At 68.5% G+C, this 13,164-nt stretch carries 14 protein-coding genes and 1 pseudogene; 6 read left to right on the forward strand and 9 right to left on the reverse strand.

The window, feature by feature from the left end:
* The first annotated feature begins 1 nt into the window (after window position 1).
* The 3 genes from ABD357_RS02405 to ABD357_RS02415 all read left to right on the forward strand — a co-directional run bounded on the left by ABD357_RS02405 (window position 2) and on the right by ABD357_RS02415 (window position 3,766).
* Window positions 2–1,018: an SGNH/GDSL hydrolase family protein gene (locus ABD357_RS02405; RefSeq protein WP_344387133.1), complete on the forward strand. Its 1,017-nt coding sequence runs from the start codon at window positions 2–4 to the stop codon at window positions 1,016–1,018.
* 457 nt (window positions 1,019–1,475) lie between these two features.
* Window positions 1,476–2,696: an acetyl-CoA C-acetyltransferase gene (locus ABD357_RS02410; RefSeq protein ID WP_344387134.1), complete on the forward strand. Its 1,221-nt coding sequence runs from the start codon at window positions 1,476–1,478 to the stop codon at window positions 2,694–2,696.
* A 287-nt stretch (window positions 2,697–2,983) separates the two neighbouring features.
* The gene (locus ABD357_RS02415) at window positions 2,984–3,766 is read left to right on the forward strand and encodes a hypothetical protein (RefSeq protein ID WP_344387181.1); all 783 of its coding nucleotides are present in this window, start codon (window positions 2,984–2,986) and stop codon (window positions 3,764–3,766) included.
* A gap of 45 nt (window positions 3,767–3,811) precedes the next feature.
* Here ABD357_RS02415 and ABD357_RS02420 read toward each other — a convergent pair whose 3' ends face one another.
* A complete protein-coding gene (locus ABD357_RS02420) occupies window positions 3,812–4,123 on the reverse strand; it encodes a hypothetical protein (RefSeq protein WP_344387136.1) in 312 nt (103 codons plus the stop codon).
* A gap of 102 nt (window positions 4,124–4,225) precedes the next feature.
* On the opposite strand from ABD357_RS02420, the gene ABD357_RS02425 reads away from it, so the two are divergent.
* Complete coding sequence (locus ABD357_RS02425; RefSeq protein WP_165342835.1) at window positions 4,226–4,456, forward strand: DUF4287 domain-containing protein; 231 nt, start codon at window positions 4,226–4,228, stop codon at window positions 4,454–4,456.
* A 101-nt stretch (window positions 4,457–4,557) separates the two neighbouring features.
* Here the strand turns inward: ABD357_RS02425 and ABD357_RS02430 are convergent, their stop codons facing one another.
* The 3 genes and pseudogenes from ABD357_RS02430 to ABD357_RS02440 form a co-directional block, all read right to left on the reverse strand.
* Entirely contained in the window at window positions 4,558–5,472 is a 915-nt protein-coding gene (locus ABD357_RS02430; protein ID WP_344387138.1) for a Bax inhibitor-1/YccA family protein, read from the reverse strand.
* A gap of 195 nt (window positions 5,473–5,667) precedes the next feature.
* Complete coding sequence (locus ABD357_RS02435; RefSeq protein ID WP_344387140.1) at window positions 5,668–6,843, reverse strand: 4-hydroxybenzoate 3-monooxygenase; 1,176 nt, start codon at window positions 6,841–6,843, stop codon at window positions 5,668–5,670.
* A 469-nt stretch (window positions 6,844–7,312) separates the two neighbouring features.
* Window positions 7,313–7,544, reverse strand: a pseudogene (locus tag ABD357_RS02440) (IS110 family transposase); the annotation flags it as partial.
* An 831-nt stretch (window positions 7,545–8,375) separates the two neighbouring features.
* Here ABD357_RS02440 and ABD357_RS02445 point away from each other — a divergent pair.
* Both ABD357_RS02445 and ABD357_RS02450 read left to right on the forward strand, forming a co-directional pair.
* Window positions 8,376–9,170 carry a hypothetical protein gene (locus ABD357_RS02445; protein WP_344387141.1) on the forward strand — a complete coding sequence of 265 codons (795 nt, stop codon included), beginning with the start codon at window positions 8,376–8,378 and terminating at the stop codon, window positions 9,168–9,170.
* Window positions 9,171–9,199: 29 nt separating this feature from the next.
* On the forward strand, window positions 9,200–9,379 hold the full coding sequence (locus tag ABD357_RS02450) for a hypothetical protein (RefSeq protein ID WP_344387143.1): 180 nt from the start codon (window positions 9,200–9,202) through the stop codon (window positions 9,377–9,379).
* A gap of 259 nt (window positions 9,380–9,638) precedes the next feature.
* Here the strand turns inward: ABD357_RS02450 and ABD357_RS02455 are convergent, their stop codons facing one another.
* The 5 genes from ABD357_RS02455 to ABD357_RS02475 all read right to left on the reverse strand — a co-directional run bounded on the left by ABD357_RS02455 (window position 9,639) and on the right by ABD357_RS02475 (window position 13,151).
* Window positions 9,639–10,196: a hypothetical protein gene (locus tag ABD357_RS02455; RefSeq protein WP_344387144.1), complete on the reverse strand. Its 558-nt coding sequence runs from the start codon at window positions 10,194–10,196 to the stop codon at window positions 9,639–9,641.
* A 273-nt stretch (window positions 10,197–10,469) separates the two neighbouring features.
* Entirely contained in the window at window positions 10,470–10,769 is a 300-nt protein-coding gene (locus ABD357_RS02460; protein ID WP_344387145.1) for a hypothetical protein, read from the reverse strand.
* A 168-nt stretch (window positions 10,770–10,937) separates the two neighbouring features.
* Window positions 10,938–11,735, reverse strand: a complete 798-nt coding sequence (locus ABD357_RS02465; RefSeq protein WP_344387182.1) for a phosphotransferase family protein — start codon at window positions 11,733–11,735, stop codon at window positions 10,938–10,940.
* Between the two features lie 88 nt (window positions 11,736–11,823).
* Window positions 11,824–12,039 (reverse strand): hypothetical protein, encoded by a 216-nt coding sequence (locus ABD357_RS02470; protein WP_344387146.1) that lies wholly within the window; start codon window positions 12,037–12,039, stop codon window positions 11,824–11,826.
* 2 nt (window positions 12,040–12,041) lie between these two features.
* Window positions 12,042–13,151, reverse strand: a complete 1,110-nt coding sequence (locus ABD357_RS02475) for a radical SAM protein (protein WP_344387147.1) — start codon at window positions 13,149–13,151, stop codon at window positions 12,042–12,044.
* Window positions 13,152–13,164: the final 13 nt, after the last annotated feature.

The following is a 13,164-nucleotide window of genomic DNA, read 5'->3' on the forward strand; positions in this document are numbered from 1 at the left end:
CATGTCGAGCTTGTCGAGGGCGAGGGTGGCACGGCGGATCGCGGCGGGCGCGGCGTATGGCGGCGGTGGGATCGGGCTGCTGGGCGCGGCGACGATCGGCCTTGTGCTGGCCGAGGTGCAGTTGGCGAAGCGGCAGGTGGGGAACGGCCACAGTCCGCATCCGCCCAGCGCGGACGGACTGTACGGGCTTGTGTACGCCGGTGCCGATGCCCCCTTGCGGCTGACCATGCTCGGTGATTCCACGGCTGCGGGGCAGGGTGTGCACCGGGCTCGCCAGACGCCGGGTGCGTTGCTGGCCTCGGGGCTCGCTGCGGTGGCCGAGCGGCCTGTGGAGTTGCGGAACGTGGCGTTGCCGGGCGCCCAGTCGGACGACCTGGACCGCCAGGTCGTCCTGGCTCTCGGGGACCCGGATCGGGTCCCCGACGTATGCGTGATCATGGTCGGCGCGAACGATGTCACGCACCGTATGCCTGCGACGCAGTCGGTACGGCATCTGTCTGCCGCGGTACGGCGTCTTCGTACGGCCGGGGCCGAGGTGGTGGTCGGTACGTGTCCCGATCTCGGCACCATCGAGCCCGTGCAGCAGCCGCTGCGGTGGCTGGCTCGGCGGGCCTCTCGGCAACTGGCTGCGGCGCAGACGATTGGCGCTGTGGAGCAGGGCGGGCGGACGGTGTCTCTGGGGGACCTGTTGGGTCCGGAGTTCGCGGCCAATCCCCGGGAGTTGTTCGGTCCCGACAACTACCACCCCTCCGCCGAGGGTTACGCGACGGCCGCGATGGCGGTACTCCCCACGGTGTGCGCTGCGCTGGGGTTGTGGCCGGCGGAGGAGGAGCGCCCGGACGCGTCCCGCCGCGAGGGCTTCCTGCCGGTGGCCCGCGCCGCCGCGGAAGCGGCCTCCGAGGCCGGTACGGAGGTCGCGGCGGCCGTGCCCACGGGTCCGCGTGGCCCCTGGGCCCTCTTGAAGCGCCGCCGCCGTCGCCGTGTCCCGGCCACGGACCCAGTTGCCTCCGGCGGTTGAGCGGTTGGTTCGTTGTCGAGTGCGGATGTGTGGGTGGCTGGTCGCGCAGTTCCTCGCGCCCCTTGGGTGGTTGGTGGGTGCGGCGCCGTGGGCAAGTGCGAATACGTGTGGCTGACGGCTCCAGGGACGCGCCCCTTCAGGGGCGTGGGGCTGTGACATCAGCGGCTCCGCCGCGGGGCGCGACCAGCCACGACGCACCCGCAGCCGCGACACGACTGTCACCCCCCCACCCCTGGCGGGGGGCCTGGGGGCACAGCCTCCAGTTTCGGGAAGGGGCGGGGTAGGGGAAAGAACCCCCAGCCCCGCGAACCCACACCCGACGGAGCCCAAAGCGAGCGCTTAGTAAAAAGCGGCCGGAGTCACACGGCAATCCCCGTGACCTTGACGGTACGTGCGGGTAACTTCCCTCACAGCCCTGCCAAGTCACACTCGTACGCGATACGCCAATGGAGCCGTAATGCCCGAAGCCGTGATCGTCTCAGCCGCCCGCTCACCGATCGGCCGCGCCTTCAAGGGCTCGCTGAAGGACCTGCGCCCGGACGACCTGACCGCCACGATCATCGAGGCCGCCCTGGCCAAGGTGCCGGCGCTGGACCCGAAGGACATCGACGACCTGATGCTCGGCTGCGGCCTCCCCGGCGGCGAGCAGGGCCACAACCTGGGCCGCATCGTCGCCGTGCAGATGGGCATGGACCACCTCCCGGGCTGCACCATCACCCGTTACTGTTCCTCCTCGCTCCAGACCAGCCGCATGGCCCTGCACGCCATCAAGGCGGGCGAGGGCGACGTGTTCATCTCGGCGGGCGTGGAGATGGTCAGCCGGAGCGTGAAGGGCTCGAGCGACGGGATGCCCGACACGCACAACCCCCTGTTCGCCGACGCCGAGGCCCGTACCGCCGAAGTCGCGCAGAGCGAGGGCGCCGACTGGCACGACCCTCGGGAAGACGGCCTCGTCCCCGACCCGTACATCGCCATGGGCCAGACCGCCGAGAACCTGGCCCGGCTGAAGGGCGTCACCCGCCAGGACATGGACGAGTTCGGCGTCCGTTCGCAGAACCTCGCCGAGGAAGCCATCAAGAACGGTTTCTGGGAGCGCGAGATCACCCCGGTCACCACTCCGGACGGCACGGTCGTCAGCAAGGACGACGGTCCGCGTGCGGGCGTCACGATGGAGGGCGTCCAGGGACTCAAGCCGGTCTTCCGCCCGGACGGTCTCGTGACCGCCGGCAACTGCTGCCCGCTGAACGACGGCGCCGCCGCCCTGGTCATCATGAGCGACACCAAGGCCCGTGAGCTGGGCCTGACCCCGCTCGCCCGCATCGTCTCCACGGGTGTGACGGGCCTCTCCCCGGAGATCATGGGGTACGGCCCGGTGGAGGCCAGCAAGCAGGCGCTCGCCCGTGCCGGGCTGACCATCGACGACATCGACCTGGTCGAGATCAACGAGGCCTTCGCCGCCCAGGTCATCCCGAGCTACCGCGACCTGAACATCCCGCTCGACAAGTTGAACGTCAACGGCGGCGCGATCGCGGTCGGCCACCCCTTCGGCATGACCGGCGCCCGCATCACCGCCACGCTCATCAATTCCCTCCAGTTCCATGACAAGCAGTTCGGTCTGGAGACGATGTGCGTCGGCGGCGGCCAGGGCATGGCGATGGTCATCGAGCGCCTCAGCTGAAAGTGCGTACGGGTAACAGCAGGTGAACCCGGCGTGACCAATGCGGCCCAGAACCCAGCAACCCCCAGGGCTCTGGGCCGTTTTGTGATCCAATCTCCCCCAGGATGTGACCTATCTCCCCTTGGGAAATGATTAACGCAGGTCAGAGCCGTTCCTCCGGGGAACTCCGGGCTGAATGTCCAGTCCTTTTCGTGACGTTACGCACTGACAGGTGGATAGTCCGCCCTTCAAGCTGATGTAGGAAGTCGGGGGTCGACTTTGAAACCGGGAGTACGTCAGTGAGCGCCATCCCTCTTGCCCTACTGCTCACCGCGGCCGCCGCCCTGGCGGTGGGCGTCGCCACCCTGCGCGCCGTACTCAGGCTGCGCCGGGAGCTCGCGTCCCTGCACACGGAACTCACCGCGAGCCGTGTGGCGGGCCCGCGTGCCGTGGTGCCCGCGGCACGCTCGGCCGCCGACACGGACGAGATACGCACTGCCGTCGCCGAGGCGCTCGCGGAGGAGCGGGAGCGGGAGCTTGCCGAGGCGCGGGCGTTCTGGGCCGCCCAGGAGGCGCGTGACGCCTCTGACGCGCCCACGCTGCTCGGCCTGCCGGACAGCGAACTGTTCCTGCCCCGGCAGTCGGACTTCGCGGGCCTGGACCACCTGGAATCGGTGACGGAGCCCGGCGCCGACGCCGAGGAACTCGCAGCGGACTCCCCCGAACTGGCCGCGGCCCGCCGCCGCCACCCCTCGCACCCCGACTTCGTACCGGTCCAGTCGCCGGTCCTGAACGATCACGAACGTACGGTCGCCTGCCTGGAGGACCTGGCGGAGTCCCGTACGGAACTGACCGACGTCCGCCCCGGCCCGCTGGGCACACTCGACGTCTACGTCTTCGCCGACGGCACCACGCTCTGCATGACCCCCGGCCACCGCGAGACCGCCGAGCAGCTGGCCGCCGCCCTCCAGGAGGGCGAGACCCCGGTCCTCCTCGGCGGCTCGGCCGTCTCGGGCGCGTACGCCCTGACCTTCGCCTGCGGCGAGGAGAACGTCTACATCCTGGCGGACCGGGTCATAGCGTCGCTGTAAGGGCCCGTGAGCCCCACGAGAGCCACCACGCGCCGGGAGCGGAAACTACACCCCGGCGCGTTTCTGCGCCTCCTCGACGAGCCGCATCGCCTCCGCGAGCTCCCCCTCGGTTCTCAGTACGGCGGCCAGATCGTGTCCGGCGACCATGACCTGGTCGGCCGCGGCGAACATCCCCGCGTCGGGCATCTCCCGCACCGGCCCCTGAGCGTCCTCGAGCCGCTGGGCTCTCCGTGCCAACTCCCTGGCCAGGCCCAGCGCTTCGGCCGCCGCGCCCCTCTGGAGCCGGCTCTGCGGAGCGGCCCGCAGCCGGTCGGCGAAATGGTCCACGGCACGGGTGAGAGGGGTCGCATCGAGCACGCCGCGAGACTACGCGCCTTAACCGGACTGTTGCCAACAGGCCAACGCTCAGGCACCGTGACTTGAAGGACCGGCTTACATCCCATGCGTCCGGAGGCGCCGATGTCCCAAGTCTTCTCCGAGGAGACCCACCGCAACATGCTCGCCCGCATCCCCCATTGCACCGGTCGTGAAGTGTCCGACTGGTTGCGCACCGTCGACGAAGGCCCCGCCCTCTTCCGCTTCGAGGAGAAGGTCAGCTGGCTCCGCGCCGAGCACGACCTCGCGTACGGCCACGCCAAAGCGATCATTCACGAGTACGACCTGAGGAGGGCCGCGCGCAAACTGCTTTGAAGCGCGCACCAGGGAGAACCACGAGGAAGGGCCCGTGAACCGGAGGTTCACGGGCCCTTCAGGCGCTACCGCCCGGTGGTGGTCCGGGGGGCACGGCCCTGCTAGTCGTCGCCGCTGAAGATGGCGACCAGGCGCAGCATCTCGATGTAGATCCACACGAGGGTCATGGTCAGGCCGAACGCGGCCATCCAGGACTCCTGGCGCGGAGCGCCGTAGGCGACGCCGTCCTCGATCTGCTTGAAGTCCAGCGTCAGGAAGAACGCGCCCAGGACGAGCGCCAGGATGCCGACGATCGCACCAAGGGGACCCATGCTCCGCAGCCCGCCGTCCGGCGCGATGCCGAACACGACCAGCAGCAGGTTGACCGCCATGATGAGCACGAAGCCGATGGCGATGGTCATGCCGATGCGCGCGTACCTGGCGGTGACACGGATCCAGCCCGCTCGGTAGACGAGCAGGGTGGCGCCGGCGATCGCCATGGTGCCGAGCACCGCCTGGAAGGGCGCGCCCGACCAGCGGCTGTTGAACATCTCGCTGATCACGCCGAGGAAGACGCCCTCGAAGGCGGCGTACGACAGGATCAGCGCGGGCGAGGCCTTGCGCTTGAACACCTGGACCAGGGCCAGGACCATCGCGATGAGCGCGGCGCCGATGGCCAGACCCCAGCTGCTCGGCGATACCGGCAGCAGGGCCCAGGCGAGCACCGCGCCGACGACGACCGTGCCGAGCGTCATGGCCGAACGGGCGACCACGTCGTCCATCGTCATGCGGTCGGCGGTGGGCGGGGCCTGCGGCGGGGCGCCGTGCTGGACGTCCTGCGGGGCGTACGGGTTCTGTGCGTAAGGATTCTGCGCGTACGGGTTGCCGCCCTGCGGGGCGTACGGGGAGCCCTGTGCGTACGGGTTCCCCTGCGTGCCGACAGCGGGGCCCCCGGCCTGCGGCTGGGCGTTGAAGCCCGCGTAGCCGTTGTCGCGGCTGAACCCCCGTCGCGAGAAGACCGGGTTGCTGCTCCTCATTTCACTCCTCCATGGCCACCCTGCGTGGCTCTGGGCTCAAGAGTAATGGGTAGGCAAAGGAATGCCTCTAGTGCTTGGGGAGGATCTTTCCTCTGTTGTGACCGGGAACGCCACTGTTCAATCCAGCATTCCCAGCACCGTTACAACGCAGGTACGGGCTCTTCCGGTTCCCCCGATCGTGGTACTCCCGGCGGATCACTCCAGCGGGAAGCCCGTGTAACACTCGGCGAGGTCCTGTTCCGCCGAGCGGGCGGCGGTGATCCGGTCGAGGCGAGCGAGCTGGATGCGGTCCTCGAAGGGGGTCGCGCCGGGCGTGCGGTGCAGGAGGGTCGTCATCGCGTACGAGAAGCGCTCGGCCTGCCAGACGCGGCGCAGACAGGTCTCGGAGTACGCGTCGAGGCGCTCGGCCGAACCGGTCTCCTTCAGATGGACGAGCGCCCGCGCGAAGGTGACGACGTCGCCGACGGCGAGGTTCAGGCCCTTCGCTCCGGTGGGCGGCACGATATGGGCGGCGTCCCCGGCAAGGAAGAGCCGTCCGTGGCGCATGGGCTCGTGGACGTAGGAGCGCATCGGCGTCACGGACTTCTGCGTGATCGGGCCCCTCTCGAGCTTCCAGTCGTCGGCCGTCTCGAAGCGGCGCTCCAGCTCGTCCCAGATCGCCTCGTCGCTCCACTCCTCGGCGTCCGTGCCCTCGGGCACCTGGAGGTAGAGGCGGGAGACCTGCGGGGAACGCATGCTCAGCAGGGCGAAGCCGCGGTCGTGGTGCGCGTAGACGAGTTCGTCGTGCGAGGGCGGTACGTCGGCGAGGATGCCGAGCCAGCCGAAGGGGTACGTCCGCTCGAAGACCTGCGTGAGCTCCTCGGGGATCGCCCCCCGGGCCACACCCCAGAAGCCGTCGCAGCCGACGACGTAGTCGCACTCCAGGACGTCCTCGCGCCCTTCGTGCCTGAAGCGCACGCGCGGGCTGTCACTGTCCGCCCCCTCCACGGCCAGCGCCTCCGCCTCGAACAGCAGCGGGCCGCCCTCCTTGAGCTGGAGCGCGATGAGATCCTTGCAGACCTCCGTCTGCGCGTACACCATCACCGACCGGCCGCCGGTGAGCCCGGGGAAGTCGACACGGTGGCGCCTCTTCGCGAAGCGCAGCTCGATCCCGTCGTGCCGCAGCCCCTCGCGGTCCATGCGCCCGCCGGCGCCGGCCGCGCGCAGCACGTCGACCGTGCCCTGCTCCAGGATTCCGGCCCGCTGCCGATGCTCGACGTACGCGCGGTCGCGGCTCTCCAAGACGACCGAGTCGATCCCCGCGTTGTGCAACAGCCGCGCCAGCAGCAGTCCGGCCGGTCCGGCCCCGATGATCCCGACGGTGGTACGCATCGGCATGCCCCTTCGCGCTGTTCGTGCGGTCGTGTAGTGTGAGCGTTGTTCGCGTGGTGAAATTTACTTCACTGAAGTTCCAGCGTGAGTCTCCGACGACATACCGCCGCTGTCAACGGGTGCGCGGTGTGAAGTCTTCAATGCACGATGCAGGAAAGACGCGGGCCCTCGGGAGGGTCGGTGGTGCCCGGAGCCGGACTTGAACCTGTACCGACACCCCCGGTGACCTGCGAGGATTCCCTGAGCTGTGAGAATCGGCCCGTACCTCCCCGGATCTTCCCGGATCTCCTCGCCTCAGCCCACGGGCGTGTTCCTCTGGGAACACAGCCGGGAACATGCTCCCTTCTCAGGTCGGTCGATCAGGCGGGCCTGTCGCCCCTACCTGCGATATTCCTTGACCAGGGGGGCCGAGCAGGACATAGACCGCTTCCTGGTCGAGGCCCGGCCAACTCCACGCACGACTATGGCCGAATCTCTCCCGCTTGAGCGTCTTGTTGCCGCCGCGGGGCGGTCCTTCGCCCCGGCTGGAGGTCCCGGAACGACGCATGGTGGGCGTCAGTCCCCGCGTAGCAGGCCAGGTGGGCGGCGGTGGGGAACGCGCTGGCGTCGCCGACCTCGGCAAGGATGCGGGCACCGGTCCTGACGGCGACCTCGGGCATGGAGGTCAGGACCTTCGCGAGAGGGTGGGCCTCCAGCAGTGCGGCGACCCGCATCTCCAAATGATCATCATGCGGGCGGTGTCGGACCCCGCCCATACCGTGACCGTATGCCCTCCTCCCGGTCTTCGGGCTGTTCGCACTGCCCTGCTGCGGACGTTGTCAACGACGCGATCCGACACCTCACGTCGCGGCCCGCCGACTCCTCCCGGACCGAGGAGTGCCAGCGGCGCCTGGAGCTGGGCCGAGGCCCACGACCACCCCGACGACTGGGGCAAGGCCGCCTGAACACGCGTGCGGCCCGCTCCGGTTTCCAGGCTGGAACGGGGCGCGGAGCGCGTCCGAGCAGGAGCCCCAACTCATGAACGCCGAAGGACCGTTTGCGAGAGTTTCGACGAGGCGCGCCGGACATTGGGGCGCAGGTTGACCTCTCGGCCGCAGCCCTTGCTGCTGTCCGTCGTGTAAGTGACACATCGTTGAGCCAGACCTGAGGCGGAATTGTGGCTGCCGTCACAGTGATGGCGGCGAAGGCCGGATACGGTGCTCGTGATCAAGAAGGTTCTGGCGCCCTCCATGACCAAGGGGGCGCAATACGGGCCTGGACGTCAACTGCCCCGAGTCCATGCGACCGGCTGCAGTCCGACGTCTACGAAACTCTGAACGGGGGGTGCACATATGAGTTACCGACAGCGAATAGCCAACGGATCCGTCGCCCTTGCGGCCAGCGGCTGGCTCGTGTTGAACATGACTTCGCCCGCGGCTGCCGACGCAGCGGCATCGGAGCCCGTCCGGGCCGCGGCCATTGTCGAGCGCATCACAGGAACCCACGACCTCGTGCCGACCACGGCAGGAGCAAGGGACGAGGTGGGCAGGGTAGTGACGGACACGGCCGACGGAAAGATCACTCTGGCCGTTCCGGCTGTGTCCGACGGAACGGTAGAGACCATCGCGCCGGACGGGACGACGATGGGCGTCGCTCTTCCGAGCACCAAGAGTGTTGCCGGTGTCGAGAGCGCCGCCGGCACGATCGTGTATCCGGACGCCGCTCCCTCTACCGACCTGTCGGTCCAGCCCACGGTCGACGGCGCGGTCCGGAGCCTGATCACCCTCAAGGACAGCAAGGCACCTGCCAACCAGCGTTTCGATCTGGACCTCCCGGCTGGTTCGGAGCTGGTGGCAACCGCTGACGGCGGTTACGAGATCGTCGAGCGCATCGACGCCGACACCAGCGTGGCCATCGGTGCCATCGACGCTCCGTGGGCCAAGGACGCCGCCGGCAACGACGTTCCCACCACCTACCGGCTGGAAGGCAGCACGCTCATCCAGCAGATCCACGTCACGTCGGACACTGCCTTTCCTGTGGTCGCCGACCCGAGGGTCTCGTTCGGCCGCGGAATCTACGTGAAGTTCAACCGTTCCGAGACAGCCTCCATCGCCCCGTACAGCGATGCGGCATCCGCCGTCGTCGCGGCATGTCAGAAGGTCCCGAACCGGGTTCGCAACATACCCGTGCGGACCATCTGCCGTGGGACTCTTGGCGCGTCGTCCCAGAGCGTGCGGAAGACCTTCAAGGACGCCGCGAGCCAGAACCGCTGTGTCCAGATCCGGCTGCCCTACGCCCCGATCGGTGTCGTCATCGGTTGGCCCGAGTGGAAGAAGGTCGCATGCTAACGCCGGAGAGCTCAGAGCGAGGAGAACCCGTGGGCACTGCTCGTAGCGCAGCCGTGACCTTTGCCAGCGTCGTTGCGATCCTGCTCGTCATGCAGTTCGCCTTCGAGGGAGAGGTCACCCTCCGCTCGGCGTTGGTTGCCGCTGCCGTGGGGTTGCTCTCAGTGGCCGTCGGGCCCCTCTGGGAGAAATGGCGCAGCAACCGCCGGTAGCCCCGCCCGTGCGGCCCGGCACGGTGAAGATCGGCGCCGCCCGTGGGCGGTTCGGCCCACGGGCGGCGCCGTTCTCCTCCCAGGCCTTGAGGATGCTGCCCCAGCCGTACTGTCCGGCGCCAGTTGCCGGGCCTGCGCGTCGGGATCCGTACGGGGAGCGGGAACCACCGGTGCGCGCGACCGTGACCCACCCCATGCACGCTTGCGACGCCAAGGGGCCCGTACGTTCCCCGCACGGCCCCCTTGGCAGACTCCTTTCCTACTCGGAGATTTGGACGTCAGTCACCTTGGCGGCAACCTTGGTGGCGTTGCTCCTGGTGGTGAGCGAGACCTCCGAGTAGGAGAGCTCGTCCTGGTTGCTCAACTCCATCGTCTCGATGACGGGCCCGCTGTCATCCCCGCGAATCTCGTAGGTGATCGAGTAGACCTTGTCGGGGTCGGGCGGCAGCAGGCCCTCGTAGGAGACCTCCGGGTCGACGGTGACATTGCATCCGGCGGAGCCGAAGCACTGCTTGCGCGCAGTCTTCAGAGTCACCGTGAAATCGTCGGGCGTGGGGGAGCCGTTGTACAGCTCCTCCGGCTCTTCGGTGGTCTCTTCTACGGCCTCCACATCGGCTGCTGTGGCTGTGGGCTTGGAGTCGGCCGCTGCCGGCCTCTGGGGCTCTTCCTCGTCCCCCAGGGCCAAGAAGAGCCCCCCAGCCGCCAGGGAGGCTGCCGCAATCCCTGTCGCCAGACCGAGCAGGAACGGTTTGCGTGCCCCCGGGGTCTTCGGTGGAACGCTGGGCATCGGGGGCGGGAAGTTGGTCGGCTCGTCCATCGTGTGCGTTCCTATTCCGAGCGTGCAGATGGTTGTGGCAGTAAAGCGGGACCCGACGTTCTTTCAGGTGGGCTTGCACTACTTGTGACCTGTGTGCGGTTCGCCGATAGGCCCCGGCCAACAGCCAGGGCTCATCCGGCCGGACACTTTCAGGTGCGGGTCGAGGAGCGGCTCCACAGCCGGTTGTGGTTCGTGATGTTGTACGTGTTGCCGCCCCGGGCCGCCGGCTACCGCCCCTGGCTCTCCCGGTGACCGCGCCGTCAGGTGACCGCATCACGGCCGTTCACCGCGGCCCGCCCCGGATGGAGCGAGCAGATCCTCAGCCCCGACGGTCGCCTTGCTGAGGTGCTCGGTGCTGCGGATGTCGCAGTTGCCGAACCTCGGGTTGAGGCATGTCTCCAACTCTCGAACGCAGTCCTGCCGGTACCGCTCCTCGATCCCGGTGCGGTTCTTGATGCACTCGGCGGCGAAATGCTTGAAGATGCACCGCTCCTCGACCCCCGCCGACGGGTCGATGTACCCCTGGCCTTTCACCCAGCCAGGCCGCCACCCCTTCTCAAGTCGGTCGATCAAGGCGGGCCTATGGCTCCTACCTGCGATATCCCTCGGCAAGGAGAGCCAAGAACGACATGGACTACTTCCCGGTCGAGGCCCGGTCAATTCCGCGCACAGGTACGGCCGAAACTCTCCCGTCGAGCCAAATGAAGGATGCCACTCGGGACTTGCCAGACCGAATCCCTGTCAGGCTGGTTGCAGGAATGCCGCCAGCTCTTCGGCACGCTGGGCCATTCCGCGCTTCCACTCTGTCGCCTCTCCCTGTGCGATTTCCGCCCATAGGGCGCGGTTGGCAATCCCGAATGCCGCTTTCGCTGCCGGGTCGGCTGCCCGCCAGGAGGGGAAGGTCTGCGCGAACGCCTCGGCCTCCTCGACCGCGTGGCCGCCATCCACGAGGCGGAGGATCAGCACTGCCGGATCGATCCACGCCGCGCCGCGCGTCGGCCATGCCCAGTCGATGAGGTGAGCCCGCTCGGCAATGAGGACGTTGTCCGGAGCGAAGTCGGTGTGCAGGAGCGTGTCCCCGGCGAACAGGCCAGCGGTGCCGGGCGGGGCGCAGGCGGCCCACCGCTGTTCGGCTGCCTTGATGGCGACGCCGGCGGGGGCCGTGACCTCCTGGAGCTCAGCGAGCGCGTCGGCGACGAGCGGGAGATCGGGTGAGCCGGGCGAGTAGTCGGCGTGCCGCCCGGCGAGCACCTCGTAGCCGAGGAGATCCCAGCCGCCAGTCTCAAGGTGCCAGAACAAGCGCGGACAGGCGCGGGGAAGGTACGGGTTGATTGCCGCCTCGCGCTGCTGCGCTGGGGCCTGGGGGTGGTCGGCGGGAATGCCCTTGACGAAGACTGGGCCGCTGTCGGTGTCGAGGTAGGCGGCGATACCGGAATTCATCCCGCCGCCGACGGTTCGGGCGGCGTGGATGGGACCGGTCTTGTCGGCGACCGCCTGACGAACCTCGGCGGGGAGCTGGTGGAAGTGCTGGCGGGGCATGGACACGGGGCGCGGTTCCTCGAAGTCGGGGGACAGTGCTGCCCCGGCCAGCGTACGGCCGGGGCAGCGCTCTAGGCGGTGTGTCGGCCTAGTAAGGGTTGTCGTCGCTCGCCGAGCAGTTGCACATCGTGGCCTCGGACTCCTTGTCGAGGTCGCCGATGATCACGATGTCGTCCTCGCCGATCGGCTCGACGTCGACGGGGAGCGGCAGTGCGGTCAGTGTGCCGCCGCTCGGGCGCTGACCGATGGTGACGGGGACCGGCGCGGCCTTCGGCCTGGTCCTCGTCGCGGTAGGTGTGGCCATGGTTACTTCCCTCCGTGTTGGCAGTACAGGGACCTATCGGCATCCGCATCCTGGTAAAGCTTCGCCAGCGGCCGGCACGTCCAGCAGGAGCCGGAGAGCTGGCAGCCGGAGCAGCCACCGGTGCGGAGATGGAGGGACTCGGCGATCGCGCCGAGTCGGGGCAGGGCGTCGATGCCCTCGATCATGAGCTGCACGTGCGGATCGCGGCCGACCTTGCAGATCGACGCGACGCCGTGCGGGTTGACGTGGAAGAACGTGTGCCCGGCGTTGCAGCCCTTGAAAGGGCTCCGTGCGCTCAGGTACTCGTCTGCTTGAGAGGCGAGCGGGTTCGGGTTGCCGTTGATCGTCGGAGAGAGGTTCGTGTAGACCTGATGCGGGAAGCCGTACTCGTCGGCGAGCGCCCGCATCGCGTCAACCTCATGCGCGTTGCGGTCGGAGACGACGACGTTCAGCTTCACCGGTAGCCCCGCATCACGGGCGGCGGCCAGCCCTCGCGTGAATCGGTCGAAGCTACCGCGGTTGCGGGTGACCGCCTCGTACGTCTCCTCGCTCGCGCCGTACAGGCTCAGCGTGAGCCGATACGGCGGATAGCGGTCGAACAGGTCGAGCAGCGGCTCCTTGTGGAGCTGCGATCCGTTCGTAGAGACCTGCACCATCATGCCGAGCTGATTCGCATACTCGTACGCCGCGGGGAACTCGCGGTCCACCAGCGCTTCGCCGCCGGTGATCTGAAGCCACAGAACGCCAGCGTCGCGGATCATCTCCAACAGCCGCCGTTTGCCTTCCCACGGGAGACCCTCGAACTTCTTCTCTCCGAGGTAGCAGAACTCGCAGTCGTAGTCACAGCCGAGGTTGATCTCCCACGAGGCGCGCGCGAAGCCGTACGTCGTCGGCTCGCGGACGAGGAGCGTCTCACCTAGGCCGGCAGACGGCAGGGTCATGTTCCATGCCTGCTCGGCTACTTCGTGCAGCCATGACGGGGGCGACACGTCTTCGTTTGTGGCCGCACGCAGTTGCTCGTACCGGTTCTCATGGATGCGTACGCCCGAGGGGCTGCCGGGGCGCAGGACGAGGTGCTTCCCGAGAAAGGGGCTGGCGATCAGACGGTGCATGGTGGGGCCTCCG

The sequence above is a fragment of the Streptomyces vastus genome, assembly GCF_039532825.1.
GTDB classification, from domain to species: domain Bacteria; phylum Actinomycetota; class Actinomycetes; order Streptomycetales; family Streptomycetaceae; genus Streptomyces; species Streptomyces vastus.

Bases quoted from the DNA above. Each gene is read 5' to 3' on its own strand.
- ABD357_RS02470 (WP_344387146.1), bottom strand. From the start codon at position 12,039: ATGGCCACACCTACCGCGACGAGGACCAGGCCGAAGGCCGCGCCGGTC.
- ABD357_RS02465 (WP_344387182.1), bottom strand. From the start codon at position 11,735: ATGCCCCGCCAGCACTTCCACCAGCTCCCCGCCGAGGTTCGTCAGGCG.
- ABD357_RS02410 (WP_344387134.1), top strand. From the start codon at position 1,476: ATGCCCGAAGCCGTGATCGTCTCAGCCGCCCGCTCACCGATCGGCCGC.
- ABD357_RS02430 (WP_344387138.1), bottom strand. From the start codon at position 5,472: ATGAGGAGCAGCAACCCGGTCTTCTCGCGACGGGGGTTCAGCCGCGAC.
- ABD357_RS02435 (WP_344387140.1), bottom strand. From the start codon at position 6,843: ATGCGTACCACCGTCGGGATCATCGGGGCCGGACCGGCCGGACTGCTG.
- ABD357_RS02475 (WP_344387147.1), bottom strand. From the start codon at position 13,151: ATGCACCGTCTGATCGCCAGCCCCTTTCTCGGGAAGCACCTCGTCCTG.
- ABD357_RS02455 (WP_344387144.1), bottom strand. From the start codon at position 10,196: ATGGACGAGCCGACCAACTTCCCGCCCCCGATGCCCAGCGTTCCACCG.
- ABD357_RS02405 (WP_344387133.1), top strand. From the start codon at position 2: ATGTCGAGCTTGTCGAGGGCGAGGGTGGCACGGCGGATCGCGGCGGGC.
- ABD357_RS02425 (WP_165342835.1), top strand. From the start codon at position 4,226: ATGTCCCAAGTCTTCTCCGAGGAGACCCACCGCAACATGCTCGCCCGC.